This is a genomic window from Streptomyces deserti, from assembly GCF_054782695.1.
Window position 1 is genome coordinate 118391 of sequence record NZ_BAAGRZ010000011.1, and the last position, 23785, is coordinate 142175.

Annotated in this window: 20 protein-coding genes and 2 pseudogenes; 9 read left to right on the forward strand and 13 right to left on the reverse strand. The window is 72.4% G+C overall.

What is annotated here, in order from left to right:
* Nucleotides 1-63 precede the first annotated feature (63 nt).
* The gene (locus tag ACYVMZ_RS20130; RefSeq protein WP_461081530.1) at nucleotides 64-1101 is read right to left on the reverse strand and encodes a LacI family DNA-binding transcriptional regulator; all 1038 of its coding nucleotides are present in this window, start codon (nucleotides 1099-1101) and stop codon (nucleotides 64-66) included.
* The gene (locus tag ACYVMZ_RS20135) at nucleotides 1101-3470 is read right to left on the reverse strand and encodes a glycoside hydrolase family 2 protein (protein WP_461081532.1); all 2370 of its coding nucleotides are present in this window, start codon (nucleotides 3468-3470) and stop codon (nucleotides 1101-1103) included. Before ACYVMZ_RS20135 ends, ACYVMZ_RS20130 begins: the two co-directional genes overlap by 1 nt.
* 155 nt (nucleotides 3471-3625) lie before the next feature.
* On the opposite strand from ACYVMZ_RS20135, the gene ACYVMZ_RS20140 reads away from it, so the two are divergent.
* The 3 genes from ACYVMZ_RS20140 to ACYVMZ_RS20150 are packed head-to-tail and all read left to right on the forward strand — an operon-like array spanning nucleotide 3626 to nucleotide 6710.
* Entirely contained in the window at nucleotides 3626-4939 is a 1314-nt protein-coding gene (locus ACYVMZ_RS20140) for an ABC transporter substrate-binding protein (protein ID WP_461081534.1), read from the forward strand.
* Entirely contained in the window at nucleotides 4939-5883 is a 945-nt protein-coding gene (locus ACYVMZ_RS20145) for a carbohydrate ABC transporter permease (RefSeq protein WP_461081536.1), read from the forward strand. Before ACYVMZ_RS20140 ends, ACYVMZ_RS20145 begins: the two co-directional genes overlap by 1 nt.
* Nucleotides 5880-6710 (forward strand): carbohydrate ABC transporter permease, encoded by an 831-nt coding sequence (locus ACYVMZ_RS20150; protein ID WP_461081538.1) that lies wholly within the window; start codon nucleotides 5880-5882, stop codon nucleotides 6708-6710. Before ACYVMZ_RS20145 ends, ACYVMZ_RS20150 begins: the two co-directional genes overlap by 4 nt.
* Nucleotides 6711-6781: 71 nt before the next feature.
* Here the strand turns inward: ACYVMZ_RS20150 and ACYVMZ_RS20155 are convergent, their stop codons facing one another.
* The 3 genes from ACYVMZ_RS20155 to ACYVMZ_RS20165 all read right to left on the reverse strand — a co-directional run bounded on the left by ACYVMZ_RS20155 (nucleotide 6782) and on the right by ACYVMZ_RS20165 (nucleotide 9905).
* A complete protein-coding gene (locus ACYVMZ_RS20155) occupies nucleotides 6782-8071 on the reverse strand; it encodes a ribonuclease D (RefSeq protein WP_461081540.1) in 1290 nt (429 codons plus the stop codon).
* A gap of 219 nt (nucleotides 8072-8290) precedes the next feature.
* On the reverse strand, nucleotides 8291-8953 hold the full coding sequence (locus ACYVMZ_RS20160) for a response regulator transcription factor (protein WP_003993737.1): 663 nt from the start codon (nucleotides 8951-8953) through the stop codon (nucleotides 8291-8293).
* A gap of 277 nt (nucleotides 8954-9230) precedes the next feature.
* A complete protein-coding gene (locus tag ACYVMZ_RS20165) occupies nucleotides 9231-9905 on the reverse strand; it encodes a DUF3000 domain-containing protein (protein ID WP_461081543.1) in 675 nt (224 codons plus the stop codon).
* A 115-nt stretch (nucleotides 9906-10020) separates the two neighbouring features.
* Between ACYVMZ_RS20165 and hemE the strand changes: the two genes are divergently transcribed.
* Nucleotides 10021-11100: a uroporphyrinogen decarboxylase gene (hemE, locus tag ACYVMZ_RS20170; RefSeq protein WP_461081545.1), complete on the forward strand. Its 1080-nt coding sequence runs from the start codon at nucleotides 10021-10023 to the stop codon at nucleotides 11098-11100.
* 7 nt (nucleotides 11101-11107) lie between these two features.
* Here the strand turns inward: hemE and ACYVMZ_RS20175 are convergent, their stop codons facing one another.
* Complete coding sequence (locus tag ACYVMZ_RS20175; RefSeq protein WP_461081547.1) at nucleotides 11108-11932, reverse strand: rhomboid family intramembrane serine protease; 825 nt, start codon at nucleotides 11930-11932, stop codon at nucleotides 11108-11110.
* Between the two features lie 141 nt (nucleotides 11933-12073).
* Here ACYVMZ_RS20175 and ACYVMZ_RS20180 point away from each other — a divergent pair, with 141 nt between their 5' ends.
* On the forward strand, nucleotides 12074-12394 hold the full coding sequence (locus ACYVMZ_RS20180) for a hypothetical protein (protein WP_461081549.1): 321 nt from the start codon (nucleotides 12074-12076) through the stop codon (nucleotides 12392-12394).
* A gap of 20 nt (nucleotides 12395-12414) precedes the next feature.
* Here the strand turns inward: ACYVMZ_RS20180 and ACYVMZ_RS20185 are convergent, their stop codons facing one another.
* Together ACYVMZ_RS20185 and ACYVMZ_RS20190 are read right to left on the reverse strand one after the other, a co-directional pair.
* Nucleotides 12415-13815 (reverse strand): FAD-dependent oxidoreductase, encoded by a 1401-nt coding sequence (locus ACYVMZ_RS20185; protein WP_461081551.1) that lies wholly within the window; start codon nucleotides 13813-13815, stop codon nucleotides 12415-12417.
* A gap of 72 nt (nucleotides 13816-13887) precedes the next feature.
* Entirely contained in the window at nucleotides 13888-14874 is a 987-nt protein-coding gene (locus tag ACYVMZ_RS20190) for a DUF4349 domain-containing protein (protein WP_461081553.1), read from the reverse strand.
* Nucleotides 14875-15033: 159 nt separating this feature from the next.
* Between ACYVMZ_RS20190 and hemG the strand changes: the two genes are divergently transcribed.
* Together hemG and hemQ are read left to right on the forward strand one after the other, a co-directional pair.
* The gene (gene hemG, locus ACYVMZ_RS20195) at nucleotides 15034-16605 is read left to right on the forward strand and encodes a protoporphyrinogen oxidase (RefSeq protein WP_461081555.1); all 1572 of its coding nucleotides are present in this window, start codon (nucleotides 15034-15036) and stop codon (nucleotides 16603-16605) included.
* A gap of 5 nt (nucleotides 16606-16610) precedes the next feature.
* Nucleotides 16611-17342: a hydrogen peroxide-dependent heme synthase gene (gene hemQ, locus ACYVMZ_RS20200; protein ID WP_461081557.1), complete on the forward strand. Its 732-nt coding sequence runs from the start codon at nucleotides 16611-16613 to the stop codon at nucleotides 17340-17342.
* 198 nt (nucleotides 17343-17540) lie between these two features.
* On the opposite strand, the gene ACYVMZ_RS20205 is transcribed toward hemQ, so the two are convergent.
* The 4 genes from ACYVMZ_RS20205 to ACYVMZ_RS20220 form a co-directional block, all read right to left on the reverse strand.
* Nucleotides 17541-18356 carry a TIGR04222 domain-containing membrane protein gene (locus ACYVMZ_RS20205; protein WP_461081559.1) on the reverse strand — a complete coding sequence of 272 codons (816 nt, stop codon included), beginning with the start codon at nucleotides 18354-18356 and terminating at the stop codon, nucleotides 17541-17543.
* A gap of 106 nt (nucleotides 18357-18462) precedes the next feature.
* The gene (locus ACYVMZ_RS20210; RefSeq protein WP_461081561.1) at nucleotides 18463-19251 is read right to left on the reverse strand and encodes a DUF4142 domain-containing protein; all 789 of its coding nucleotides are present in this window, start codon (nucleotides 19249-19251) and stop codon (nucleotides 18463-18465) included.
* A gap of 435 nt (nucleotides 19252-19686) precedes the next feature.
* Complete coding sequence (locus tag ACYVMZ_RS20215) at nucleotides 19687-21006, reverse strand: MbnB/TglH/ChrH family RiPP precursor modification enzyme (RefSeq protein ID WP_461081563.1); 1320 nt, start codon at nucleotides 21004-21006, stop codon at nucleotides 19687-19689.
* A 244-nt stretch (nucleotides 21007-21250) separates the two neighbouring features.
* Nucleotides 21251-21967, reverse strand: a complete 717-nt coding sequence (locus tag ACYVMZ_RS20220) for an aminoacyl-tRNA hydrolase (protein WP_461081565.1) — start codon at nucleotides 21965-21967, stop codon at nucleotides 21251-21253.
* A gap of 47 nt (nucleotides 21968-22014) precedes the next feature.
* Between ACYVMZ_RS20220 and ACYVMZ_RS20225 the strand changes: the two are divergent.
* Together ACYVMZ_RS20225 and ACYVMZ_RS20230 are read left to right on the forward strand one after the other, a co-directional pair.
* A pseudogene (locus ACYVMZ_RS20225) lies at nucleotides 22015-22916 on the forward strand (ABC transporter ATP-binding protein).
* A pseudogene (locus tag ACYVMZ_RS20230) lies at nucleotides 22913-23583 on the forward strand (ABC transporter). Before ACYVMZ_RS20225 ends, ACYVMZ_RS20230 begins: the two co-directional pseudogenes overlap by 4 nt.
* Here ACYVMZ_RS20230 and ACYVMZ_RS20235 read toward each other — a convergent pair.
* Complete coding sequence (locus tag ACYVMZ_RS20235) at nucleotides 23575-23775, reverse strand: hypothetical protein (protein WP_461081567.1); 201 nt, start codon at nucleotides 23773-23775, stop codon at nucleotides 23575-23577. The pseudogene ACYVMZ_RS20230 and the gene ACYVMZ_RS20235 overlap by 9 nt on opposite strands.
* Between the last annotated feature and the right edge of the window lie 10 nt (nucleotides 23776-23785).

A 23785-nucleotide genomic window follows, 5' to 3' on the forward strand; every position in this document is an offset into this window, starting at 1 on the left:
CTCAGGCCCATGCTACTTGTGGGTAACGTAGCTGCCCAGTCCCCCCGCCCCAAGCGGTGAAGGTCACACCTTCGGAGGTGCCGTCGAACCCCTCGGCGTCAGCACCGGCGTCGCTACCGGATGCGAGCCCGGACCCTCGCCCGTGATCACCCCGAACAGCGTCCGCGCCACCTCCGCGCCGAAGCCGTGCACGTCATGGCTCATCGCGGACAGCGTCGGATGGGTCAGCCGGCACAGCTGGGAGTCGTCCCAGGCGAGGAGCGACACGTCGTCCGGGACGCGCAGCCCCATCTCGGCCGCCACCGACAGCCCCGCCACCGCCATGATGTCGTTGTCGTACACGATCGCCGTCGGCCGGTCCGGCGGCGCGGCGCTCAGCAGGGAGCGCGTGGCCCGCGCGCCCCCCTCGCCGGAGAAGTCGGTCGCCACCTGCCAGGCCCCGGCCAGCCGCAGCGCCCGGGCCGCCTCGTCGAACGCGGCCGTGCGGATCACGGTGTGCCCGAGGGCCGCCGCGCCGCCGACCCGGGCGATCCGCCGGTGCCCGAGCGCGGCCAGGTACCGCACCGCCTCCGTCACGGCGGTGGCGTCGTCCGTCCACACGGAGGTGAGGCCGCCGGTCAGTGAGGGGTGCCCCACGGCGACCACCGGCAGCCCGAGCCGCTCGGCCAGCGCCACCCGTGGATCGTCCGCCCGGAAGTCGACGAGGATCGACCCGCCGATCTGCCGCCCCCGCCACCACGACTCCAGCAGCCCGGCCTCCTCCTCCAGATTCCGTACGAGCCGCAGCAGCAGCGAGCAGGAGCGCTCGGCCAGGACGCTCTCCACGCCCGAGATGAACTCCATGTAGAAGGGCTCGAGCCCGAGCAGCCGGGCGGGCCGGCAGATCGCCAGCCCCACCACGTCCACGCGCGAGCCGGCCAGCGACCGGGCGGTCAGGCTCGGCTCCCAGCCCAGCTCCCGCGCCGCCCGGAAGATCCGGTCCCGGGTGGCCTCCGACAGACCGGGCCGGCGGTTGAAGGCGAGCGAGACGGCACCCTTGGACACGCCGGCGCGTGCGGCGACGTCCTTGATGGTGACGCGAGAGGTGGGCGTCGATGACATCAGGCGGGCTCCACGCAGTACAGGGCGGACCGGGCGAGGGCTGCGTCCGGAGTCTTCCAGCCCCGCACCCCGATGGTCACCTGCTCGCCGGGCAGCAGCGTGACCAGCCCCCGGTCGGCCCGCGCGGCCGGGTCCAGCCGGTCGGCCTGGAGCAGCAGGTCCCGTACGAGGGTGCGGGCCGTCACCGTGATCCGGCCGGGCACCAGCGCCACGTCGAACTCCGGCCGGGGGTAGGGGATCTCGCGGTCCGGCGCCGGGAAGTACAGCGCGCGCAGCCCGTCCGCGTCGGCGACCAGGAACTCCTCCGGCCGGGCGGGCGTCAGCTCGCCGGGGACGGGCACCTCGGCGACGGCCCGGGCAGCCGCGTCCAGGCTCACCCTCGTCTCCCCGCGCACCGCGCCCTCGACGGACATCCGGCGCAGGGTCAGCGTGCCGCGCCAGGCCTCGGCCGACTGGTTGACGGCGGCCAGCACCAGCCCACCGTCACTCTGACGGACCGTCAGCAACCGGTCGGCATACAGCCGCCTCAGCTCGTGATACAGCGGCTTCTCCCGCCCGTCCCCGTCGATCGCCGCCCACGAGGTCACCGGCCAGCAGTCGTTGAGCTGCCAGACCACCGTGCCGGCGCACACCGGCCAGTGCGACCTCCAGTGCTCGATGCCCGCGGCCACGGCCCGCGCCTGGTTGACCTGCGTCAGGTAGTGCCAGCGGTCGAAGTCCTTCTCAGGCACGGCGAAGTGCCGGGCGAGCCCGCGCTCCAGCTTGCCGTTGCCGTCGTCCGCCTTCTGGTGGTGCAGCATGCCGGGGGAGTCGGGTGCGAGCTCCTCGCCGGGCAGGGCGCGCCGCAGCGTGGCGTACGCGGGCGGCGCCTGCCAGCCGAACTCGGCCACGAACCGCGGCACACTCAGCCGGTAGTCGGCGTAGTCCGCCCGGTTCCACACGTCCCACGAGTGGTGCGTGCCGTGCGCCGGCTCGTTCGGGTGGTGGCGCCAGGACCCGGACCACGGACTGCCCGCCGTGTACGGCCGCGTCGGATCCAGCTCCGCTACCACCCGCGGCAGGACCCCCAGGTAGTACCCCTCGCCCCAGGAGTCCCCGGCCAGCCGCCGCTCCCAGTCCCAGTCACGAAAGCCCCACAGGTTCTCGTTGTTGCCGTTCCACAGCACCAGCGAGGGATGCGGCATCAGCCGTACGACGTTCTCCCGCGCCTCGGCCTCCACCTCGCCGCGCAGCGGCTGCTCCTCCGGGTAGGCCGCGCACGCGAACGGGAAGTCCTGCCAGACCAGCAGGCCCAGTTCGTCGCAGGCGTCGTAGAAGTCCTCGCTCTCGTAGATCCCGCCGCCCCAGATCCGTACGAGATCCACGCCCGCGTCGGCGGCCTGCCGCAGCCGCTCCCGGTAGCGCTCGCGGGTGATCCGGGACGGGAAGACGTCGTCCGGGATCCAGTTGACGCCGCGCGCGAAGAGACGCTCGCCGTTGACGACGAGGCTGAACCCGGAGCCGTGCGCGTCGGCCGACGTGTCCAGCTCGACGCTGCGGAAGCCGATGCGCCGCCGCCACACGTCCAGGGCCTCGCCGTCGCCGTGCAGTAGCCTCAACTCCGCGTCGTACAGGGGCTGTTCACCGTAGCCGCGCGGCCACCACAGCTCGGCGTCAGGCACCTCGATCCGTACGACCCCCCGCGTCCCGTCGATCCCCGCGCGGGCCCGCACCCCGCCGACCGTCGCCTCTACGGCGAGCGGCGCCTCGACCCGCGTCCGCTCCACGTCGACGGCCAACTCGACGACACCCATGCCCCGTTCGACGGTGACAAGCGGACGCACCCGGGCGATCCGGGCCGTCGACCAGTGTTCCAGGCGCACCGGCCGCCAGATCCCGGCCGTCACCAGCGTCGGCCCCCAGTCCCAGCCGAAGGAGCAGGCCATCTTGCGGATGTACTGGTAGGGCTCGGCGTAGGCGGCGGGCCGCTCGCCGAGCCGTCCGCGTACGGCCTCCGCCTCGGCGTACGCGGAGGCGAACCGCACCGCGAGCCGCCCCTGAAGCCCCGTCACATCGATCCGGTACGACCGGTGCATGTTCCGCACCCGGCCCAGCGGCCGCCCGTCGAGCAGGATCTCGGCGGCGGTGTCGAGCCCGTCGAAGACGAGGTCGGTCTGCTCGTGCCGCGACCCGGCCCGCAACTCCCTCTCGTACGTCCAGTCCCGCCGGCCCACCCACGCCACCTCGGCCTCGTTGCGCCCGAGGAACGGGTCCGGGATCACCCCCGCCGCCATCAGGTCCGTGTGCACGCAGCCCGGCACCACGGCCGGGAGCGCGTCCCCCTCGTGCCACAGCATCCATCCGTCGGTGAGCGGTGTGGCCTCCAGCATGCGCACTCCCTAAACCGGTCCAGTTGATGACTGAGCGCCGATCTCGCATCGTTGGCGGGAATGGGACTGTACCGGTTGAGAAAGCGCTGTCAGAGTGCCGAATCAGCCATCCCGTACGTGCTCGTCCGTCCCTCCCGAGAACGGAGCTGATGCACATGAACCGCCGTACCGTCCTGTCCCTCGCCATGGGAGCAGCGCTTCTGGCCGCCGGCTGCACCGGTACCTCAGGCACCTCGAAGGGCGCGGAGGCCGAGGCGCCCGACGACCCGTCGAAGGTGAGCGGGACCATCACGGTCCTCACCCAGCGGACCGACCTCGTGCAGAACGGCACGATGGACAAGTACGCCGCCGAGTTCAACAAGACCTATCCCGAGGTCAAGGTCGAGTTCCAGGCCCTCACCAACTACGAGGCCGAGGTCAAGATCCGTATGAACACGGAGAACTACGGCGACGTCCTGCTGATCCCCGCGGTCATCGAGAAGGACGACTACCCGAAGTTCTTCGCCTCCCTGGGCACCCAGGCCGAACGCAGCAAGAAGTACCGGTTCACCGACTACAGCACGGTCGACGGCAAGGTCTACGGACAGAGCCCGATCGGCGTGATGCCCGGCTTCCTCTACAACAAGAAGGTCTGGCGGCAGGCCGGCGTCACCGAATGGCCCACCACCCCGGCCGAGTTCCTCACCGCCCTGAAGGCCGTCAAGGACAAGACCGACGCGGTCCCGTACTACACCAACTTCGCCGCCGGGTGGCCGCTGACCCAGTGGACGGACGTCCGCGGCGCGGTCCGCTGCGACACCAGGGCCACGACCCAACTCGCCGAGGGCAACCCCTGGGGCGAGGACGGCGACCTGCGCGTCGGCGACACGCTGCTGTACGACATCGTCGAGCAGGGGCTCGCCGAGAAGGACCCGACGACCACCAACTGGGAGGAGTCCAAGCCCCGGATGGCCAGGGGCGAGATCGCCACGCAGTGGCTCGGCACCTGGGCGATCATCCAGTTCCAGGACGCCGCGAGGAAGGCCGGCACCAACCCCGACGACATCGGGTTCATGCCCTTCCCCTCCCAGACGAACGGGCAGTTCTGTGCGGTCGTCCAGCCCGACTACAACCAGGCCGTCAACATCCACTCCAAGAACAAGGCGGCGGCCCGCGCCTGGATCGACTGGTTCACCGACAAGTCCGGCTACGTCGAGGACAACCTGGCCGTCTCCCCGCTGAAGAACGCCCCGCTCCCCGACGTCCTCCAGCCCTACGAGGACGCCGGCGTGAAGATCATCGAGCTGGACGACGCGGCGGGCGCGAAGCTCAAGCGGATCGACAACCAGTCGGAGGTCGGCATCTACAAGCCCGACTACCGCCAGGACCTCGTCGACCTCGCCCGCGGCGCCCGCAAGGGCAGCCTGGAGGACTTCCTCGACGACCTCGCCGAGAAGTGGACCGAGACGCAAGCGACCCTGGGGTCCTGATGACGGACACCACCGAGAAGGCGGCGCCCGCGGCGACGGCTCCGGCCCCGGTGGTCGCCGCCCCCGCCCCGCGCCGGGCGCGTGCGTGGCGGATCGTGACCCCCTGGCTGTTCCTGCTCGCCCCCCTCGCCCTGCTGATCACCTTCACCTACGCGCCGATCGCCAACATGGTCGCGTACAGCTTCACCGACTGGGACGGCGTGAGCCCCGAACTGACCTACACGGGCGCCGAGAACTACGCCGAGATCTTCACCCGCGAGGACCTCTTCGAGGTGTTCTTCGTCAGCGCCTACTACCTCGCCGCTTCCGTCCTCCAGATCGCCGCCGCGCTCTACTTCGCGACGATCCTGAGCTTCAACGTCCGCTTCCGGAACTTCTTCAAGGGCGTGCTGTTCTTCCCGTACCTGATCAACGGGGTGGCGATCGGTTTCGTCTTCCTCTACTTCTTCCAGGACGGCGGCACCCTCGACTCGGTGCTGGGCCTGTTCGGCCACCACACCGACCACGCCTGGCTGGGCACCCCGTTCTCCGCGAACACCTCACTGGCCGGCGTGTCCGTCTGGCGCTATCTGGGCCTGAACTTCGTCCTCTTCCTGGGCGCGATCCAGTCCATCCCGGGAGAGCTGTACGAGGCGGCCGAACTGGACGGCGCGAACCGCTGGCACCAGTTCCGCCACATCATCGCCCCGGGGATCAAGCCGGTCCTGACCCTGACCGTGATCCTCTCCATCTCGGGCTCCCTCTCGGCCTTCGAGATCCCGTACATCATGACCGGCGGGGCGACCGGCACCGAGACCTTCGTGATCCAGACCGTGAAGCTGGCCTTCCAGTTCAACAAGACGGGCCTCGCCTCGGCCGCCGCCGTCGTCCTGCTGCTGATCATCCTGGCGGTGACCTGGCTGCAACGCCGGCTCGTCCCCGACGACAGGGTGGACCTCGTATGACACGCCGAGCCGTTGCCCGCACCCTCGTGTACCTGTCGCTGATCGCCGCGACGCTGGTCGTCCTGCTGCCGCTCGCCGCCGTCTTCCTGACCTCCCTCAAGACGGAGGAGGAGATGGCGAGGGGCGACGGAGCCCTCACGCTCCCGGACGACCCGCTCAACTTCGGCAACTACGTGACGGCATTCCAGGACGGCCGGATGCTGTCGGCGTTCGGCAACACGGCGATCATCCTGCTCGTGGCCATCGGAGGCACCGTCCTCATCGGCTCGATGACGGCGTACGCGATCGACCGCTTCACGTTCCGCTTCCGGAAACTGGTCGTCGCCCTCTTCCTCGTCGCCGCCCTCGTCCCCGGGGTGACGACCCAGGTGGCGACCTTCCAGATCGTCAACAGCTTCGGCATGTTCGACAGCCTGTGGGCGCCGATCGCGCTCTACATGGGCACCGACATCGTCTCGATCTACATCTTCCTGCAGTTCGTACGGTCGATCCCGGTCTCCCTGGACGAGTCGGCCCGTCTGGACGGCGCGGGCGCCTTCACGATCTACCGCAAGATCATCTTCCCGCTTCTCAAACCGGCGATCGCGACAGTGGTGATCGTGAAGGGCATCACCGTCTACAACGACTTCTACATCCCGTTCCTCTACATGCCGTCCCAGGATCTTGGCGTGATCTCGACGTCCCTGTTCCGCTTCAAGGGCCCCTTCGGCGCCCACTGGGAAACGATCTCGGCAGGAGCGGTCCTGGTGATCCTGCCGACCCTGATCGTCTTCCTGTGCCTGCAGCGGTACATCTACAACGGCTTCATGAAGGGGGCCACGAGGTGACCAGCCCCTGAAGGGGCACGAGCAACCACAGGAAACCCGCAGCCGCCGTACGGCGAAGAGTCCTACGGCGGCTAGGCACCCTTCACGGCCAGCGCGGCCAGCAGCACAGGCGTCACCAGCTCGACCTGCCACGGCCGCGCACCCCAACCGGCCAGCGCGGCACCCACGGACTCGGCGTCAAGCGATTTCGGCGGCTCCCAGCAGAGCCGCCGCACCGTGTCCGGGGTGATCAGATTCTCCTGCGGCATGTTGAGCTCCTCGGCCAACGCCGACACCGCCGTCCGGGCCGCCGACAGCCGCGCCGCGGCCGCCGGATCCTTGTCGGCCCACGCCCGCGGCGGCGGTGGCCCGATCACCGGCTGCCCGGGCTGCGGCAACTGCGAGTCCGACAGCGCCTTGGCCCGATCGACCGCCGCCTGCCACTGCTCCAGCTGCCGCCGCCCCATCCGATGCCCGAAGCCGTTCACGGCGGCCAGGGCGTGCACGCTGGCCGGCATGGCGAGCGCGGCCTCCACGATGGCCGCGTCCGACAGGACCTTGCCCGGCGAGACGTCCCGCCGCTGCGCGATCCGGTCCCGCGTCTGCCACATCTCGCGTACGACGGCCAGCTGCCGGCGTCGCCGTACCTTGTGCATGCCGGACGTACGGCGCCATGGATCCTTGCGGGGCTCCGGCGGCGGAGCCGAGGCGATGGCGTCGAACTCCTGGCGGGCCCACTCCAGCTTGCCCTGCCGGTCCAGCTCCTTCTCCAGGGCGTCCCGCAGGTCGACGAGCAGCTCGACGTCGAGGGCCGCGTACCGCAGCCAGGGCTCGGGCAGCGGACGGGTCGACCAGTCGACGGCCGAGTGGCCCTTCTCGAGGACGAAGCCGAGGACGCCCTCGACCATCGCGCCGAGGCCGACCCGGGGGAACCCGGCGAGCCGCCCGGCCAGCTCGGTGTCGAAGAGGCGGGCGGGCACCATGCCTATCTCCCGCAGGCAGGGCAGGTCCTGGGTGGCCGCGTGCAGCACCCACTCCACGCCGGACAGCGCCTCGCCGAGGGCGGTCAGGTCGGGGCAGGCCACGGGGTCGATCAGCGCGGTCCCGGCGCCCTCGCGGCGCAGCTGGACCAGATAGGCGCGCTGGCCGTATCGGTAGCCGGAGGCGCGCTCCGCGTCGACGGCGACGGGGCCGGAGCCCGCGGCGAAGGCGGCGATCACCTCGGCGAGAGCGGCCTCGTCCGCGATCACGGGCGGAATGCCGTCACGGGGTTCGAGCAAAGGGATCGGCGCCTCCGTAGCAGAAGATCCGTCGTCGTCCGGAGGGGCGCCTCCGGTGGTTCGCAGTGAACTGTCTGCTGCGGTTTCATGGGCGTCGGTCACATGTCAAGAGTATCCGTGCAGCGACGGCGCCCGCCGACGGAACGTTCCGTCGGCGGGCGCCGTGGGGTCGTAAACCAGTCAGGTCGGTGACGTCCCGGGTTCACGAGCCGTGCGGGACGTGAGCCGGGACCAGCGCCGGTCCCGTTCACGTCAGCGAACAGTGGGGATGTCGGGGGCAGGGTGGGGAGGAGGTGGTGCGACGGGGTGGGTCGTGCGGATTCAGTGGATGATGCCGGTCCGCAGGGCCACCGCGACCATCCCGGCGCGGTCGCCGGTGCCCAGCTTGCGGGCGATGCGGGCGAGGTGGCTCTTGACGGTCAGCGCGGACAGGCCCATGGAGACGCCGATCGCCTTGTTCGACTGGCCCTCCGCCACCAGCCGCAGCACCTCGACCTCGCGGCCGGACAGCTCGCGGTAGCCGCCCGGGTGGCTCGGAGCACCCGGGGGGCGGCGGTGCAGACGTGCGGCGGCGGCGCCGATGGGAGCGGCACCCGGCCGGGTGGGGAGCCCGACGTTGGTGCGGGTGCCGGTGACGACGTAGCCCTTCACGCCGCCCGCCAGGGCGTTGCGCACGGCGCCGATGTCGTCGGCGGCGGACAGGGCGAGCCCGTTGGGCCAGCCCGCGGCGCGGGTCTCGGACAGGAGGGTGAGGCCGGAGCCATCCGGCAGGTGGACGTCGGCGACGCAGATGTCGCGGGGGTTGCCGATGCGGGGACGAGCCTCCGCGATGGACGAGGCTTCGATGACATCGCGCACACCGAGCGCCCAGAGATGACGGGTGACGGTGGAGCGGACGCGCGGGTCGGCCACGACCACCATGGCGGTCGGCTTGTTCGGGCGGTAGGCGACCAGGCTTGCGGGCTGCTCGAGGAGAACGGACACCAGGCCTCCTGGGGTGCGGGACGGGGCCGGCTCGTGGGGGTGAAGCCGGGACGAACCGTGCTTTCAAGGTCACAGTCGTCTTCGGCACCAAACCCGGCGTCCTTTAGGGAATGATCACGATCTGGTGAGTAACAATCCGTGCAATTCGGACATGCGATCGATCATTCGAAGATCGAACGGTTTCGGATCATGTCGATACGCGCTCGAAAGTGGCCGTATCGACAAAGTGACGGTTTCGATCGTGACGGTGAGTGACCCTGGAGCGCGCTGGAGGATCTCAGCGTGGCTGCGGGCCCCTGCGCTGCGGCAGGGTCACCACCGACGCCTCCCCGGGGCCGGCCGGCGGCAGACCCGCGACCTGGGCGAGCAGATCGCCCCAGGCGGCCAGGTGCGCGGCCGTGTCCGGGACCCCGCCGAGGCCCTCACGGGGCGTCCAGGACGCGCGGATCTCGATCTGCGAGGCCGCCGGGCGCGCGGACAGCCCGCCGAAGTAGTGGGAACTCGCGCGCGTGACGGTGCCGCTCGGCTCGCCGTACGTCAGCCCGCGCGCCTGGAGCGCGCCGGTCAGCCACGACCAGCACACGTCGGGCAGCAGCGGGTCCGCGGCCATCTCCGGCTCCAGCTCGGCGCGCACCAGCGTCACCAGCCGGAACGTGCCCTGCCAGGCTTCGTGCCCGGCCGGGTCGTACAGCAGCACCAGGCGGCCGTCGGCGAGGTCCTGCTCGCCGTCGACGACCGCGGCCTCCAGCGCGTACGCGTACGGGGCGAGACGCTGCGGCGGGCGCGTCGGCTCCACCTCGATCTGGGGCCGCAGCCGCGCCGCCCTGAGCGCGTCGACGGCGGCCCGGAAGGGCAGCGGGGTGCTGCCCCCCTCCCGGGGGTCTTCCTCGGTGTCCTTGGGTTCGTCCATTCCGCCAGCGCCGTCCGACAGTCGTCCCTGAGCCGCAGCCATGCGGGGAAGATTAAGGGGAACGGGGGGCTCGCGCAGGGCAAGACACCCGGGGCGGCCCACGCGGCACCCCGCACCCGGGCCGAGCCGCGCCGGCCGCCGTGGGACACTTGCCGTCGTGAGTGCCAACGGAAGCCCCTCGGGCAAGCAGCCGGCCGCGACGTCCGACGCGGTCAAGGATTCAGCCTTCCTGAAGGCGTGCAGGCGCGAACCGGTGCCGCACACGCCGGTGTGGTTCATGCGGCAGGCCGGGCGCTCCCTGCCGGAGTACCGCAAGGTGCGCGAGGGCATTCCGATGCTGGAATCCTGCATGCGGCCCGAGCTGGTCTGCGAGATCACGCTCCAGCCGGTGCGCCGCCACAACGTGGACGCGGCGATCTACTTCAGCGACATCGTCGTCCCGCTCAAGGCCATCGGCATCGACCTGGACATCAAGCCCGGCGTCGGCCCGGTCGTCGAGAACCCGATCCGCACCCGCGCGGACCTCGACCGGCTGCGCGACCTGGCCCCCGAGGACGTCTCGTACGTCACCGAGGCGATCGGCCTGCTGACCCGTGAGCTCGGCGGCACCCCGCTCATCGGTTTCGCGGGCGCCCCGTTCACCCTCGCGAGCTACCTCGTGGAGGGCGGACCGTCCCGCACGTACGAGAACGCCAAGGCGATGATGTACGGCGACCCCGAGCTGTGGGCCGACCTGCTCGACCGTCTCGCGGACATCACGGCGGCGTTCCTGAAGGTCCAGATCGAGGCGGGCGCCTCGGCGGTCCAGCTGTTCGACTCCTGGGTCGGGGCGCTGGCCCCGGTGGACTACCGGCGCTCGGTGATGCCGGCGTCGCGCAAGGTCTTCGAGGCGGTCGCCTCATACGGGGTGCCGCGCATCCACTTCGGTGTCGGTACCGGCGAGCTGCTGAAGCTCATGGGCGAGGCCGGCGCGGACGTCGTCGGCGTCGACTGGCGCGTCCCGCTGGACGAGGCCGCCCGCCGCGTCGGCCCCGGCAAGGCGCTCCAGGGCAACCTCGACCCCACCGTGATGTTCTCCAACCGGGAGGCGGTCGAGGCCAAGACCCGCGAGGTCCTGGCCGCGGCGGCCGGCCTGGAGGGCCACGTCTTCAACCTCGGCCACGGCGTGCTGCCGTCCACCGACCCGGACGCGCTGACCCGACTCGTGGAGTACGTCCACACGCAGACGGCCGGCTGAGGGGCGCTCACCAGGTGTGCCGGGGGCGCGCCCGCCTGCCGAACAGCAGGCCGCGCGGCTCCGGCGGGGGCGGCGTGCCGGGCCTGAGCGGCCAGGCGATCAGCATGCCGGCGACGAAGCCGACGATGTGCGCCGCGTACGCCACGGTGCCGGCGTCGGCGACGCCCTCCCCGGAGGAGTACACGGCCTGGAGCACGAACCACAGCCCGAGCACGATCCAGGCCTGCAGCCGCAGCGGCAGGAAGATCAGGAACGGTACGAGCACCCAGACACGGGCCTTCGGATACAGCACCAGGTAGGCGCCCAGGACCCCGGCGATCGCCCCGGAGGCGCCGATCAGCGGCTCGCCCGAGTCGGCGTTGAGGAGCGCGAAGCCGTACGACGCCGCGTAGCCGCAGACGGCGTAGAACAGCGCGAAGCGGAGGTGGCCCATGCGGTCCTCGATGTTGTTGCCGAAGATCCACAGGAAGAGCATGTTGCCCAGCAGGTGCAGCCAGCTGCCGTGCAGGAACATCGCCGTCAGGACGCTCAGCTCCGGGGACTTTGCGTAGTCCGGCGGGCCGACGACGCACCCCGGGCCCTGCGGCCCCACCCCGATGTCGCCCGTGGGCACCAGCCGCGGCATCTGATGGTGGATCAGCTCGCGCGGCACCACCGCGTACTGGTCCAGGAACGCCTGCAGATGGCACAGCTGGGCCAGACTGCTCTCGCCCGCCACGGAACCGGCGATGCCGGGCGTGGACAGGAACACGAAGAAGTTCGCGGCGAGCAGGGCGTACGTCACCCAGGGGGTGTGCCGCACCGGGTTCACGTCATGGACGGGGATCACCACATCACACTTGTGCCCGGGACGGGATCGGCGAATCGGTGAACTCCGCGCACCGCGTGAACGCGGCCGGGTGTGCGTGCGTATGTGTCCTCAACCGCCCGCGGCACGGGGAAGGGGCCGCGGGGCCGACGTGAGGAACAGGCGATGAACGACCGATTTACTCCTCCGATGCACGCTCTGCCCGACGGCGAGGCCGAACTGAACCTGGTGGTGCGGCTCCCCTGGGAGGACGTCGCCCGGCTCGGCCAGGAGGCCGGGCGGCTCGCTGCCCAGATGCAGCGGCCGGTGACGCTGGACGAGGCGGTGAGTCATCGGCTGCGGTCCGCGCGGGTCGCCGCGCACGCGAAGCCGGCGGGGGAGCAGCCGCCCGCTGTGAGCGCCGCGGCGTCGGTGTCGTCCCTGCCGTCGCGGCCGCCGGCCGAGCAGGCGCGGCAGGCCATCGACCGGATCACCGGGACGGCGTAGGGACGTGCCACAGGGGCGGGTCACAAGGCGCCCTCGCGCACCTTCGCCGCCGCTTTGCGGGCCGCCACCAGCACCGGATCCCACACCGGCGAGAACGGTGGGGCGTACCCGAGGTCCAGGGACGTCATCTCCTCCACCGTCATCCCGGCCGTGAGGGCGACCGCCGCGATGTCCACCCGTTTGCCCGCGCCCTCCCGGCCGACGATCTGGACACCGAGCAGCCGCCCCGTGCGGTGTTCGGCGAGCATCTTCACCGTCATGGGGGAGGCGTTCGGGTAGTAGCCCGCGCGGCTGGTCGACTCGATGGTGACCGTCACGAACCGCAGGCCGACGCGTCGCGCGTCCTTCTCGCGCAGGCCGGTGCGGGCGATCTCCAGGTCGCAGACCTTGCTGACCGCCGTGCCGACCACGCCGGGGAAGGTGGCGTAACCGCCGCCGACGTTGGTGCCGATGACCTGCCCGTGCTTGTTGGCGTGCGTGCCGAGGGCGATGTGCCGCTCCTGGCCGGAGACCAGGTCGAGGACCTCGACGCAGTCGCCGCCGGCCCAGATGTTCTCGTGGCCGCGCACCCGCATCGAGCGGTCCGTGAGCAGACCCTCGTGCGCGCCCAGGGGCAGCCCGGCCGCCCTGGCGAGGGTCGTCTCGGGGCGTACGCCGATGCCGAGGACGACGACGTCCGCCGGGAACTCGGCGTCGTCCGTGGCCACCGCCCGCACCCGGCCGTCGTCACCGGTGAGGACCTTGGTGACCTCGGCGTCGTCGACCATGGTGATGCCCATGCCCTCCATGGCCTCGTGCACCAGGCGGCCCATGTCCGGGTCCAGGGTCGCCATGGGCTCCTCGCCGCGGTTGACGACCGTCACCTCGTAGCCGCGGTTGATGAGTGCCTCGGCCATCTCCACGCCGATGTAGCCGGCGCCGACGACCACGGCCCGGCGGCCACGCGTGCGCGTGAGCGTGTCGAGCAGGGCCTGGCCGTCGTCCAGGGTCTGCACCCCGTGGACCCCGGGGGAGTCCACGCCGGGCATGTCCGGGCGGATAGGTCGGGCGCCGGTCGCGATCACGAGCTTGTCGTACGGCGTCCAGGAATCGGCGCCGGAATCCACGTCACGCGCGCGTACCCGCTGCCCGGCGACGTCGATCTCCGTGACCTCGGTGCGCAGCCGCACGTCGATGTCCCGTGCCCGGTGCTCCTCGGGCGTGCGCGCGATCAGCTGGTCTCGTTCGGGGACGTCGCCGCCGACCCAGTACGGGATCCCGCACGCCGAGTAGGAGGTGAAGTGGCCGCGTTCGAACGCCACGATCTCCAGCTCGTCGGGGCCCTTCAGACGGCGCGCCTGCGACGCCGCGGACATCCCCGCGGCGTCGCCGCCGATCACGACCAGTCGTTCCCGCCCACTGCGCGTACGGCTCATGCTCATGCGAACACGCTACGCGGACAGGGCATTTCAGTCCTGTCAGTCCTGTCAGTCCTGTCAGTCCTGTCAGTCCTGTCAGTCCCGCTCCCCGGGCTGCGGGGAGCTCGCGGAGTCCGGCGCGGGGCGGGCCGTCGGCAGTGGGCCCCGCGCACTCATGGCCGGTGCGGGCTGCGCGCGGCGGGGCAGCCGGGGACGTACGACCCGCAGCCACAGCAGCACGATCAGGGCCGCCACGGCGGCGAACGGCAGCACCGCGCCGACCGCCACCGCAAGCCAGCGCAGCATCGTCACGAACGCGTCCCAGCCGCCCGCCAGCGCGTCCACGAACCCCGGGCCGTCGTCGTCCTTCGCGGCCTTCTTCACCGGCGTCTCGGACAGGGAGAGGGTGATGGTGGCCAGGCTCGTGCGGTCCTTCAGGGACGCCTGCTGGGCGAGCAGCGCCTCCAGGTCGGCCTGACGGGAGCTCAGCTCGCCCTCCAGCGTCACCACGTCGCTGAGCTTGGTGGCCTGGTCCATGAGCGCCCGGATCCGGGCCACGCTCGCGCGCTGTGACTTGATACGGCTCTCCACGTCGACGACCTGGTCGGTGACGTCTCGCGCCTTCGCGCTGCGCTCGATGAGCTTGCCGGCGCCCTCCAGGTCGGCGAGGACCTCCTCGTACCGGTCGACGGGCACGCGCAGCACGACCCGGGTGTGCTCGTGGCCGTCCTCGTCGCGGGTGGTGGTCTCGTCGCCGACGTAGCCGCCCGCGCTCTCGGTGGTCGCGCGGGCCTTGTCCAGGGCCTTCGGGACGTCCTCGACCTGCACGGTCAGCGAGGCGGTGCGGATGATGTGGCTCGCGGTGACCTTGGGCGGGGCGCTCGCCTCGGTGCCGCTCGCGTCACCGTCCGCGTAGCCGCCGGGGGCACCCTCCCGGCCGTCCGCCCGCGAGGCCGCCTTGTCGGCGGCACTGCCCCCGGCGGCGGTGTCGTCCGCGCCGGTGCACCCGGTGAGCGTGAGGGCCGCGGCCAGCAGGATTCCGGCCAGGGCCTGGGCGGGGTGTACGGATCGTCGTGTGCGCATGTGGGCATCCCCCGAGGGTCTCGTGACGACTGACGCTTCTTCGACGCCGCAGGGGTGCCGGACGTTGGCGCGGAACGGTCCCGAACAGGTCACGGTCGGGACTCGGCGGGGCCACACGGCCCTCGCGTGACGGTCAGTGGCGTCTGAGAAGGTGGAGCCATGAGCGGATCACGTACGGGCGGCGGGCATGTCGTCGTCATCGGGGCGGGCATCGCGGGACTGGCCGCGGCGCACCGGCTGCTGCAGCGCGGTGCGCGGGTGACCGTGCTGGAGGCCTCGGACCGGGTCGGCGGCAAGCTGCTGCCCGGCGAGATCGCGGGCGTGCGCGTCGACCTCGGCGCCGAGTCCATGCTGGCCCGCCGCCCCGAGGCGGTGGCCCTGGCCCGCGAGGCCGGCCTCGCCGACCGCCTCCGGCCCCCGGCGACCGCGACGGCCTCGATCTGGACCCGCGGCGCGCTGCGCCCCATGCCCAAGGGCCATGTGATGGGCGTCCCCGGCACCGCGTCCGCCCTCTCCGGTGTCCTGTCCGACGAGGGCCTGGCCCGCATCGAGCGCGACGCCGAGCTGCCCCGCACGGAGGTCGGCGACGATGTAGCGGTGGGGGAGTACGTGGCGGCGCGACTCGGCCGCGAGGTCGTCGACCGCCTGGTGGAGCCGCTGCTGGGCGGGGTGTACGCGGGCGACGCGTACCGCATCTCGATGCGCTCGGCGGTCCCGCACCTCTTCCAGGCCGCCCGGACCCACACCTCTCTGACGGAGGCGGTCCGCGCGATCCAGGCCAAGACGGCCACCGCCCAGCAGACCGGGCCGGTGTTCATGGGCGTCGAGGGCGGGGTCGGCACCCTCCCGCTCGCGGTGGCGCAGTCCGTGCGGGCACGCGGCGGTGAGATCCTGACCGGCGCGCCGGTGACGGAGCTGCGCAGGGTGGGACCGCCGGGGCAGGGCGGCGCCGAGCCGGCAGCGGGCGCGGAGCCGGGGCACGGGGTGGCGGACGCGTCGGTACAGGGAAGCGGCCGATCCACGGAACACCCCCCGGCGGCCCAGCCGCACGCCGCCTGGCGGGTGGTCGCCGGGGGCCGGGAGCTGTACGCCGACGCCGTGATCGTCGCCGTCCCCGCGCCCGTCGCCGCCGGGTTGCTGAAGCCCGAGGCGCCCGCCGCGGCAGCCGAGCTGGCGGCCGTCGAGTACGCCTCCATGGCGCTGGTCACCCTCGCCTACCGCCGCGCCGAGACCGCCCTCCCCGAGGGCAGCGGCTTCCTGGTGCCGCCCGTCGACGGGCGCACCATCAAGGCGTCCACCTTCGCCTCCCAGAAGTGGGGCTGGATCGCCGAGGAGAACCCGGACCTGGTCGTCCTGCGCACCTCCGTCGGGCGGTACGGCGAGACGGAGATCCTCCAGCGGGACGACGCCGAGCTCGTCGACGTCTCCCGGCACGACCTGAAGGCGGCGACCGGCCTGGACGTCACCCCCGTCGCCACCCGGGTCACCCGCTGGACCGACGGCCTGCCCCAGTACCTCGTCGGCCACCACGCGCGCGTGGCCCGCATCCGCGAGCACGTCGCCAAGCTGCCGGGGCTGGCGGTGTGCGGCGCGGTGTACGACGGCGTCGGCATCCCCGCCTGCGTCGCGAGCGCGTACGCCGCCGTCGACCAGATCCACGGTGACCTGCGCGGTGTGCAGGAGCTCACCGCCCACCCGGTGCAGAGTCTGCACGGCGGAGCAGGAGAATGAGGACCATGAGTGACGACGCCCCCACCACCGCCCCCGACCGGATCCCGAACAAGGGCAAGCTGGCCAAGGACCTCAACGAGGTCATCCGCTACACGCTCTGGTCCGTCTTCAAGCTGAAGGACGTACTGCCCGAGGACCGCACGGGGTACGCCGACGAGGTCCAGGAGCTGTTCGACCAGCTCGCCGCCAAGGACGTGACGATCCGCGGCACGTACGACGTGTCGGGTCTGCGCGCGGACGCCGACCTCATGATCTGGTGGCACGCCGAGACCAGCGACCAGCTCCAGGAGGCGTACAACCTCTTCCGCCGCACCAGGCTGGGGCGTGCCCTGACTCCGGTGTGGTCGAACATGGCGCTGCACCGCCCCGCCGAGTTCAACCGCTCGCACATCCCGGCGTTCCTCGCCGACGAGACGCCCCGCGACTACGTCAGCGTCTACCCCTTCGTGCGGTCGTACGACTGGTACCTGCTGCCGGACGAGGATCGCCGCCGCATGCTCGCCGACCACGGCAAGATGGCCCGCGGCTTCCCGGACGTGCGCGCCAACACGGTCGCCTCGTTCTCCCTCGGCGACTACGAGTGGATCCTGGCTTTCGAGGCCGACGAGCTGTACCGCATCGTCGACCTCATGCGTCACCTGCGCGGTTCGGAGGCCCGCAGGCACGTCCGCGAGGAGGTGCCGTTCTTCACCGGGCGCCGCAAGGACATCGCCGAGCTGGTCGCCGGGCTCGCCTGATCAGCGGGTGATCAGCGGGCGGACTGTCCGGCCCTGGGTTTGCCCGGGGCCTTCGGCCTCGGTTCCGGGTGCGGCGCGCACGCCGCGCGCCGCACCCGAAGGCGGCCCTCCGGCAGATACGCCTCCAGGTCGGCTGTCGGGACAGGCAGGCATCGACTGCCGGTGTCGGCGCCGATGCCCCTGTGGGCCCCCGGCCTGTCAGTCGTGCGCCTCGCCGTACGTCTCGCCGTACGTCTCCCGCTGCGTCTTGCGGTGCGCGAAGGCGGCCCGCAGGTCCGGTTCGCCGACCGCGCGGATGCCGCGTACGGCGACGGACGTGAGGTACGTACGGTCGTCACCGGCGCCGTCGGCGTGCCGGGCGAGCGCGCCGAGCAGCCGCTGACCGGCGGGGGAGGCCCAGCGCGAGTACGGGTGGACCTCGATCCGCGCGATGGCCAGGCAGCTCAGCGTCAGGGCGAGCGGCAGCGCGAACCACAGGGCGACCAGATGGCGCGGCATGTCCGGCGGGGCGGGCATCAGCAGGGCGACCGTGCCCAGCGCGAGCACCGTCACCGCCGCGAGCCGCACCTGGCGGACCCCGGCGGCGACCGTCGTATGGGTCCCGTCGGGCACGGCGAGTCCCGCGCTGACCAGTCGGTCGGCGATACCGCCCACCGCGTCCGCCGCCGCGGCGGCGGCCCGCACCGGCGCGATACGGGACTGCCCCTCCGGCCCGATCGCCCCTATCACCGACCGCTCCATCTCGTCCCGGCCGCGCGGGTCGACGACCGTGGCCCAGCCGGTGTGGGCGAGCAGCAGCCGGCGCTGGCGGGCCATGGAGACGAGGGTGACGTCGGCGACGCGCCGCGGCCCGCCGCACAGGAAGGCGGCCTCGTACAGCGTCAGTTCACGTCCCCGTCCCGTGGTCGCGTCGTGGGAGTCCGCGGCCGCCGCGCGTACGGCGGCCAGGCACAGCCGCGTACCCGCCGTGCCGGCGACGGCCCAGGCCAGCAGCAGAAGAAGGACCCAGAACATGAGTTGTTTGTATGTGACACGGGCACGGAAACACCATGCCTCGTTCACGATGCGGACGGAGTGTTGTCGGTATGTGACGTTCCGCTTGCCGTCCCGGGGGCAGGGATCAGGAGTCCTCGAACTCGCGCGGCGGCGGGCTGGAGGCGGGCGGCGGGAGCGGGTAACTCGGCGACGGTGACGGTGTCACCGGGATCGCCGGGGCCGGATCGGAGACCGGGCCCGGCGGGGCGGGCGAGGGGGTGGCCGGAGCTGTGCTCCCGGCTGCCATCTCCCGGGCCAGCGCGTCGAAGTCGACGTACCCGGTGGCCTCCAGCACCTTGATGTGGTCCAGCACGGTGGTGTTCGCGTCGTCGGCGAGGTCGCGCACCAGGGAGTTGCGGGTGCTCGCGCGTACCTGGGCGACGACCGAGAAGACCTTGCCGTGTGCCAGCCGCAGGAGGTTGGCGAACTGCCGGTCGTAGTCCACGCCCTGCGAGGTGTTGAGGATCCCCAGCCACTCCTTCTGCTGGTCGCTCGGCTCGTTGGGCAGTTCGAGCCCGAGCCGTGCGGCGACATCCCGCACGCGCTCGTCCAGAAACGTGTGCCCCTCGATGAGGTGCCGCCCCGCCGTCCGCACGGCCGGGGTCGTCCCCTTCACCTGCGCCTGCTGCCCGGCCGGCAGCTCCCACAGCCCGGCCAGCCGGACCTTGGCGACGAAGTCCCGGTCGAGCGCGGACAGCGGCCCGTAACGCGTCGACACGGTCTGGGCGTTCAGTACGTCCACTCCCGTCCCCGACCGGTCGGCGTACGACCAGATCGGGAAGAGCAGCGCGGCGAGCGTCGCCGCCAGGCCCGTGATGATGAGCCCGGTGCCACTGAATATGCCTCTGCCCTTGATGGGGTGTCGCGGTCGCATGGTGCCTCCTGTTGCGGCACCGCACGCTAGTGCGCTTCGGGTGCGGGATTGGCATATTACTGCGGGGTCTACGCCAACTGCCCTACGACACTGAAGGGTTGAAACCTGGTCACTGCGGGCGAATGGGGGAGCTTGAGTGGACGACATACGGGGATTTGGCAGACCGAACCGGACGTGGTGCTGTCTATGCGCGGTTGGGGTGTTAATCCCGGCACACTCCGGGGTGGACGGGGGTCGGGGGGCCGACTGGCGGGGGAGCTGGGCGTGGCGTAGGCGAGGCACGCTCGGCGCACTCCGCAGGCGGGCATGCCGACTGGGGCGGCACGGGCCGCTGCGAGGGTGCGGGCGGCACTCCGCCGGCGCCGCCCGGATTGCGCGACCTGTCCTGCCCTGCCCGGCCACCCCAGCACCAACCACCCCGCAGGCCCACCCCCCTCAACGCCGCAGCAACACCCTCCGCGCCGTGCGGGCCAGGCGTACGGTCGGTCGCCCCGAGCGTGGCGTCGGGCCCGAGCGTTCCAGCCACCACTCGCGCAGCTCGCGTCGTGCCCGCGCCTCGTTCAGCTGTCCGTCCGTCAGCAACCACTCGGCGAAGTCCAGCGCGTCCTGCCGGTATCCGCCGGTCATCGGGTGCCGCTGCGCGTAGGTGAGGTACGCGGCCCGGTAGCCCTGGTCCCCGTTCCCGAGGATCGCCGGCAGCTCCGGTGCGACCTTCGCCACGACGTCCGCCCGCTTCCCGGCGAGCGCCCGCGCCTGCACGCCCACCCGCACCCGGTCGAAGCCCTCCGGCACCGGCGTCCCGGCGACGAGCGCGGACAGCAGCGCGGTCTGCGCGAGCGCGAGGCGCTGCCGGGCGGGCTCGGTGTCGGCGGGGTGCTCGTCGGCGTCCCGGGCGGTTGTCGGGGGGACGGCGGGCGGCGCAGCCGATGTCCGGCCTTTCCGTACGGCCCCGCGAATCGCCTCCAACTCCCGCTCCAGGTCAGCCGGTTCGTGGAAGTTCTCGTCGCGTTCCAGTAGTACTCCCGGCGGAGCGACCCGGGACGCGAGGTCGGTGAGGATGTCGAGGACCGGGGCGGGCACGGGATGGGCGTGGCTGTCGTGCCAGACGCCGTCGCGTTCGAAGCCGCCCGCGACATGGACGTACGCGATGGCCTCCAGGGGCAGTTCGGCCAGCGCCTTGGCGGGATCCTCGCCGCGGTTGACGTGGTTGGTGTGCAGGTTCGCCACGTCGATGAGGAGCCGCACCCCGGTCCGGTCGGCCAGCTCGTACAGGAACTGCCCCTCGGTCATCTCCTCGCCCGGCCAGGCGAGGAGCGCGGCGATGTTCTCGACGGCGAGCGGCACGGGCAGCGCGTCCTGCGCGATGCGCACGTTCTCGCACAGCACGTCGAGCGCGTCCCGCGTGCGCGGCACGGGCAGCAGATGGCCCGCCTCCAGACGCCCGGACGCGGTCAGCGCACCGCCCGCCCGGACGAACGCGATGTGCTCGGTGACCAGCGGCGACCCCAGCGCCTGAGCCCGCTCGGCCAGCGAGGTCAGTCGGCCTTCGTCGGGCCGGTCGGCGCCGCCGAGGCCGAGCGAGACGCCGTGCGGCACGACGGTCACCCCGCGCCCGCGCAGCCGCTCCAGCGACTCGGGCAGATGCCCGGGGCAGACGTTCTCGGCCACGACCTCGACCCAGTCGACCCCCGGCATGCGCTCCACGGCGTCCGCGATCTCCGGCCGCCACCCGATGCCCGTTCCCAGTCGCTCCATCGTCCCCCTCCTTCACCGCTCCACCCGGCCCCTCGACCATCTGGCCTGTCGGCCATCCGGCCGTCCGGTCGGGCCGGGGCGTCTCCGGACGTGGAGGGGGTATGGCCCCGGGGCACGGGCCCGAACCCCTTCACGGGCACGTTCAGAGCAACATTTGAGGTTCCGGCGGTTCCGGCCGGTACCCGAAATCGACGGGGTCCTGTTCGGGCATGTGGCCTCAGACATGTGGCCCCGGCGCGTGCTCCTACCGCAACGCCGGATGGTCCGCGACGACCGTGCACGACCCGGGCGCGATCTCCGTGAAACCCGCGTCGCGCACCAACGGCAGCCCCGCGTCGAGGAGTTGACGCCAGCGGGCGGGGGCGGGCGTGCGTACGGCCAGCGGGAAGCCCGCGTCGCGCCAGGCGGCCCGCTCCTCGTCGGACAGCTCCCACCAGGCGAGCTGGGCGGCGTGGCCCGCCTGCGCCATCGCCTTGCCCGCCGACATGCCGAGGTCCGGGTTCATCCACAGCACGGGGGCGGACAGGTCCGCGTCCACCGGCGGCTCCGGGTCGTCGAGGTCGGTGCCGGAGACCTGGAGGCGGGCGAGGTCCTTGGGCCAGCCGTCCAGCGGGACGGGCGGGAAGACGCGGACCTCCGCGGACTTGCCGGTGACCGTGATGCCGGGCAGGGCCTCCGCCCGCCGCCACTCGGCGCCCCGTGCCCGCCGCACCACCTTGCGGATCCGGGAGTCCTGCCAGTCCCGCACCGCCTGCGCCCACTCCCCGTCACCGACCGACCGCTCGTCGCTCAGCATCACCAGCACGGCCCGCGCCGCGGTCTCCAGCGCGTCCGTACGGGCGGGCGGGGCGGCCTTCTCGATCCGTACGACCAGCGGCAGCACGAACTGCGGTGCCTCGTCGCGCGCGCTGGGCTCGGACCGGAAGGGGCTGTCGTTCACGGGGGTCTGCTCGTGGGTCACGCCGTCCAGTGTGCCAACCCGGGAGAGCCGCACGAGAAGATGGCCCCATGCAACGCGATCTGCGCCTGGAAGGCGTCGGCCGCCGCTACGGCTTACGCGGCCCCTGGATCCTGCGCGGTGTCGACCTGGTGGTGACGCCCGGCACCCTCGTCCGCGTAGCGGGCACCAACGGGTCCGGCAAGTCCACCCTGCTGCGTCTGCTCGCCGGCATCGACGCCCCCACCGAGGGCCGCGTCACCGGCCGCCCGCGCTGGGGGTCCCTCCACGCCCTTTAGGCAGTGGCGGAGTACGTCCCCGAGCGCTTTCCTCCCGCGCTGCCCTTCATGGCGCTCGGCTACCTCACCCACCTCGGCACGGTGCACGGCCTGTCCCGTACGGCCGCCGTCCGCGCCGCCGACGAGTGGCTGGAGCGACTGGGGGCCGCCGCGTACGCCCGTACGCCGATGGCGCGGCTGTCCAAGGGCAGCAGCCAGAAGGTCGCGGTCGCGCAGGCGCCGCTCGGCGAGCCGGAGCTGCTGGTGCTCGACGAGGCGTGGACGGGCCTGGACACGGCGGCCCGGGCGGAACTGGAGCGGGCGGTCGCCGAGCGCACCGCGGCGGGCGGCGCCGTCGTCTTCGTCGACCACGACCCGCGCCGCCTCGCGGGCGTGCCCGATGCGACGTACACCGTGTGCGACGGCACCCTCAACCGCCCTACGCCGCAGGCGCCTTCACCGAGTGCCGGTCCGCAGGTCACCGTCGCGGCGCAGGGCCCGCCGGACGGAAACCTCCCCGCCGACGCGCACCGGATGGTCACCTCGGCCGAGGAGACCATCCCGGGCACCTACCGCCTCACCGCCCCGCCTCGCATTCCGACGTCCTGCTTCGCGCCCTGCTGACGGCCTGCCCGCCGTGGCACGTGCTGAGCGTGGGACAGCAGCCGCACCCCACCGCCGAGAGCCACGGATGACCGTCCTCCTCCGCTACCAGGCCGCCCTCCTGCTGCGTTCCCAGCGCTGGCTGCCGCCGGTCCTGCTGTACACGTTCTTCCTCGCCGTCGGGGTGCGGGGCGGGCAACCGGTGCTCGACTCGCTCGGGTACGCGGCCGCCGCGCTGCTGCCCGTCGCCGCCTGGCTGGTGCGGATCTGCGTCACGGGGGAGCCGCCCGCCGCCCGCGGCTGCGTGTCCGCGGCCGTCGGGCCCGCGCGGGCGCACCTGGCCTGCCTGCTGGCGGCGTTGGCCGGGGCGGTGGCGCTGGGCGCGGCCGCGATCCTCGTCGTGACAGTGATCAGCGACCCCGCCGACAACGGCCACCGCACCCGGGTGCCGCTCGCCGCCGCCGGCGCATCCGGTCTGCTCGCCATGCTGGTCTGCGCCCTGCTCGGCACGGCCGTCGGCGCGCTCACCACCTGGCCGCTGCTGCGCTCGCCCGGCCGCGCGGTGCCCTCGCTCCTGCTGGCGGCGCTGCTGGCGCTGGTGGTCACCGGTTCCCCGGCACGGGCGGCGGTCAGCGGGCTGGTCACCGGCTCGCGGTCGGGCACCATTCCGCTCCCCCTGTTGCCGCTGGGCGCGGCCGCCCTGGTCACGGCCGCCGCGCTGGGCGGGCCTGCGCGCTCACCTCCCGCAGGTCACCCTGAGCACGACGTCCGCTCGGCCTCCCGCCACTCGCACACCGGGCACAGGGTGATCCCCTTGTACGACTCCGGGTACTCCGTCGGCTCCCGGCACAGCACGCACTCCGCGTACGGCGGCCCGTCCGCCCTGGGCGGCGGGTCGACCTCGGCGATGGTGCAGTAGTCCTCGCTCACGCCTACAGCGTAGGACGCCATGCTCCGGCGC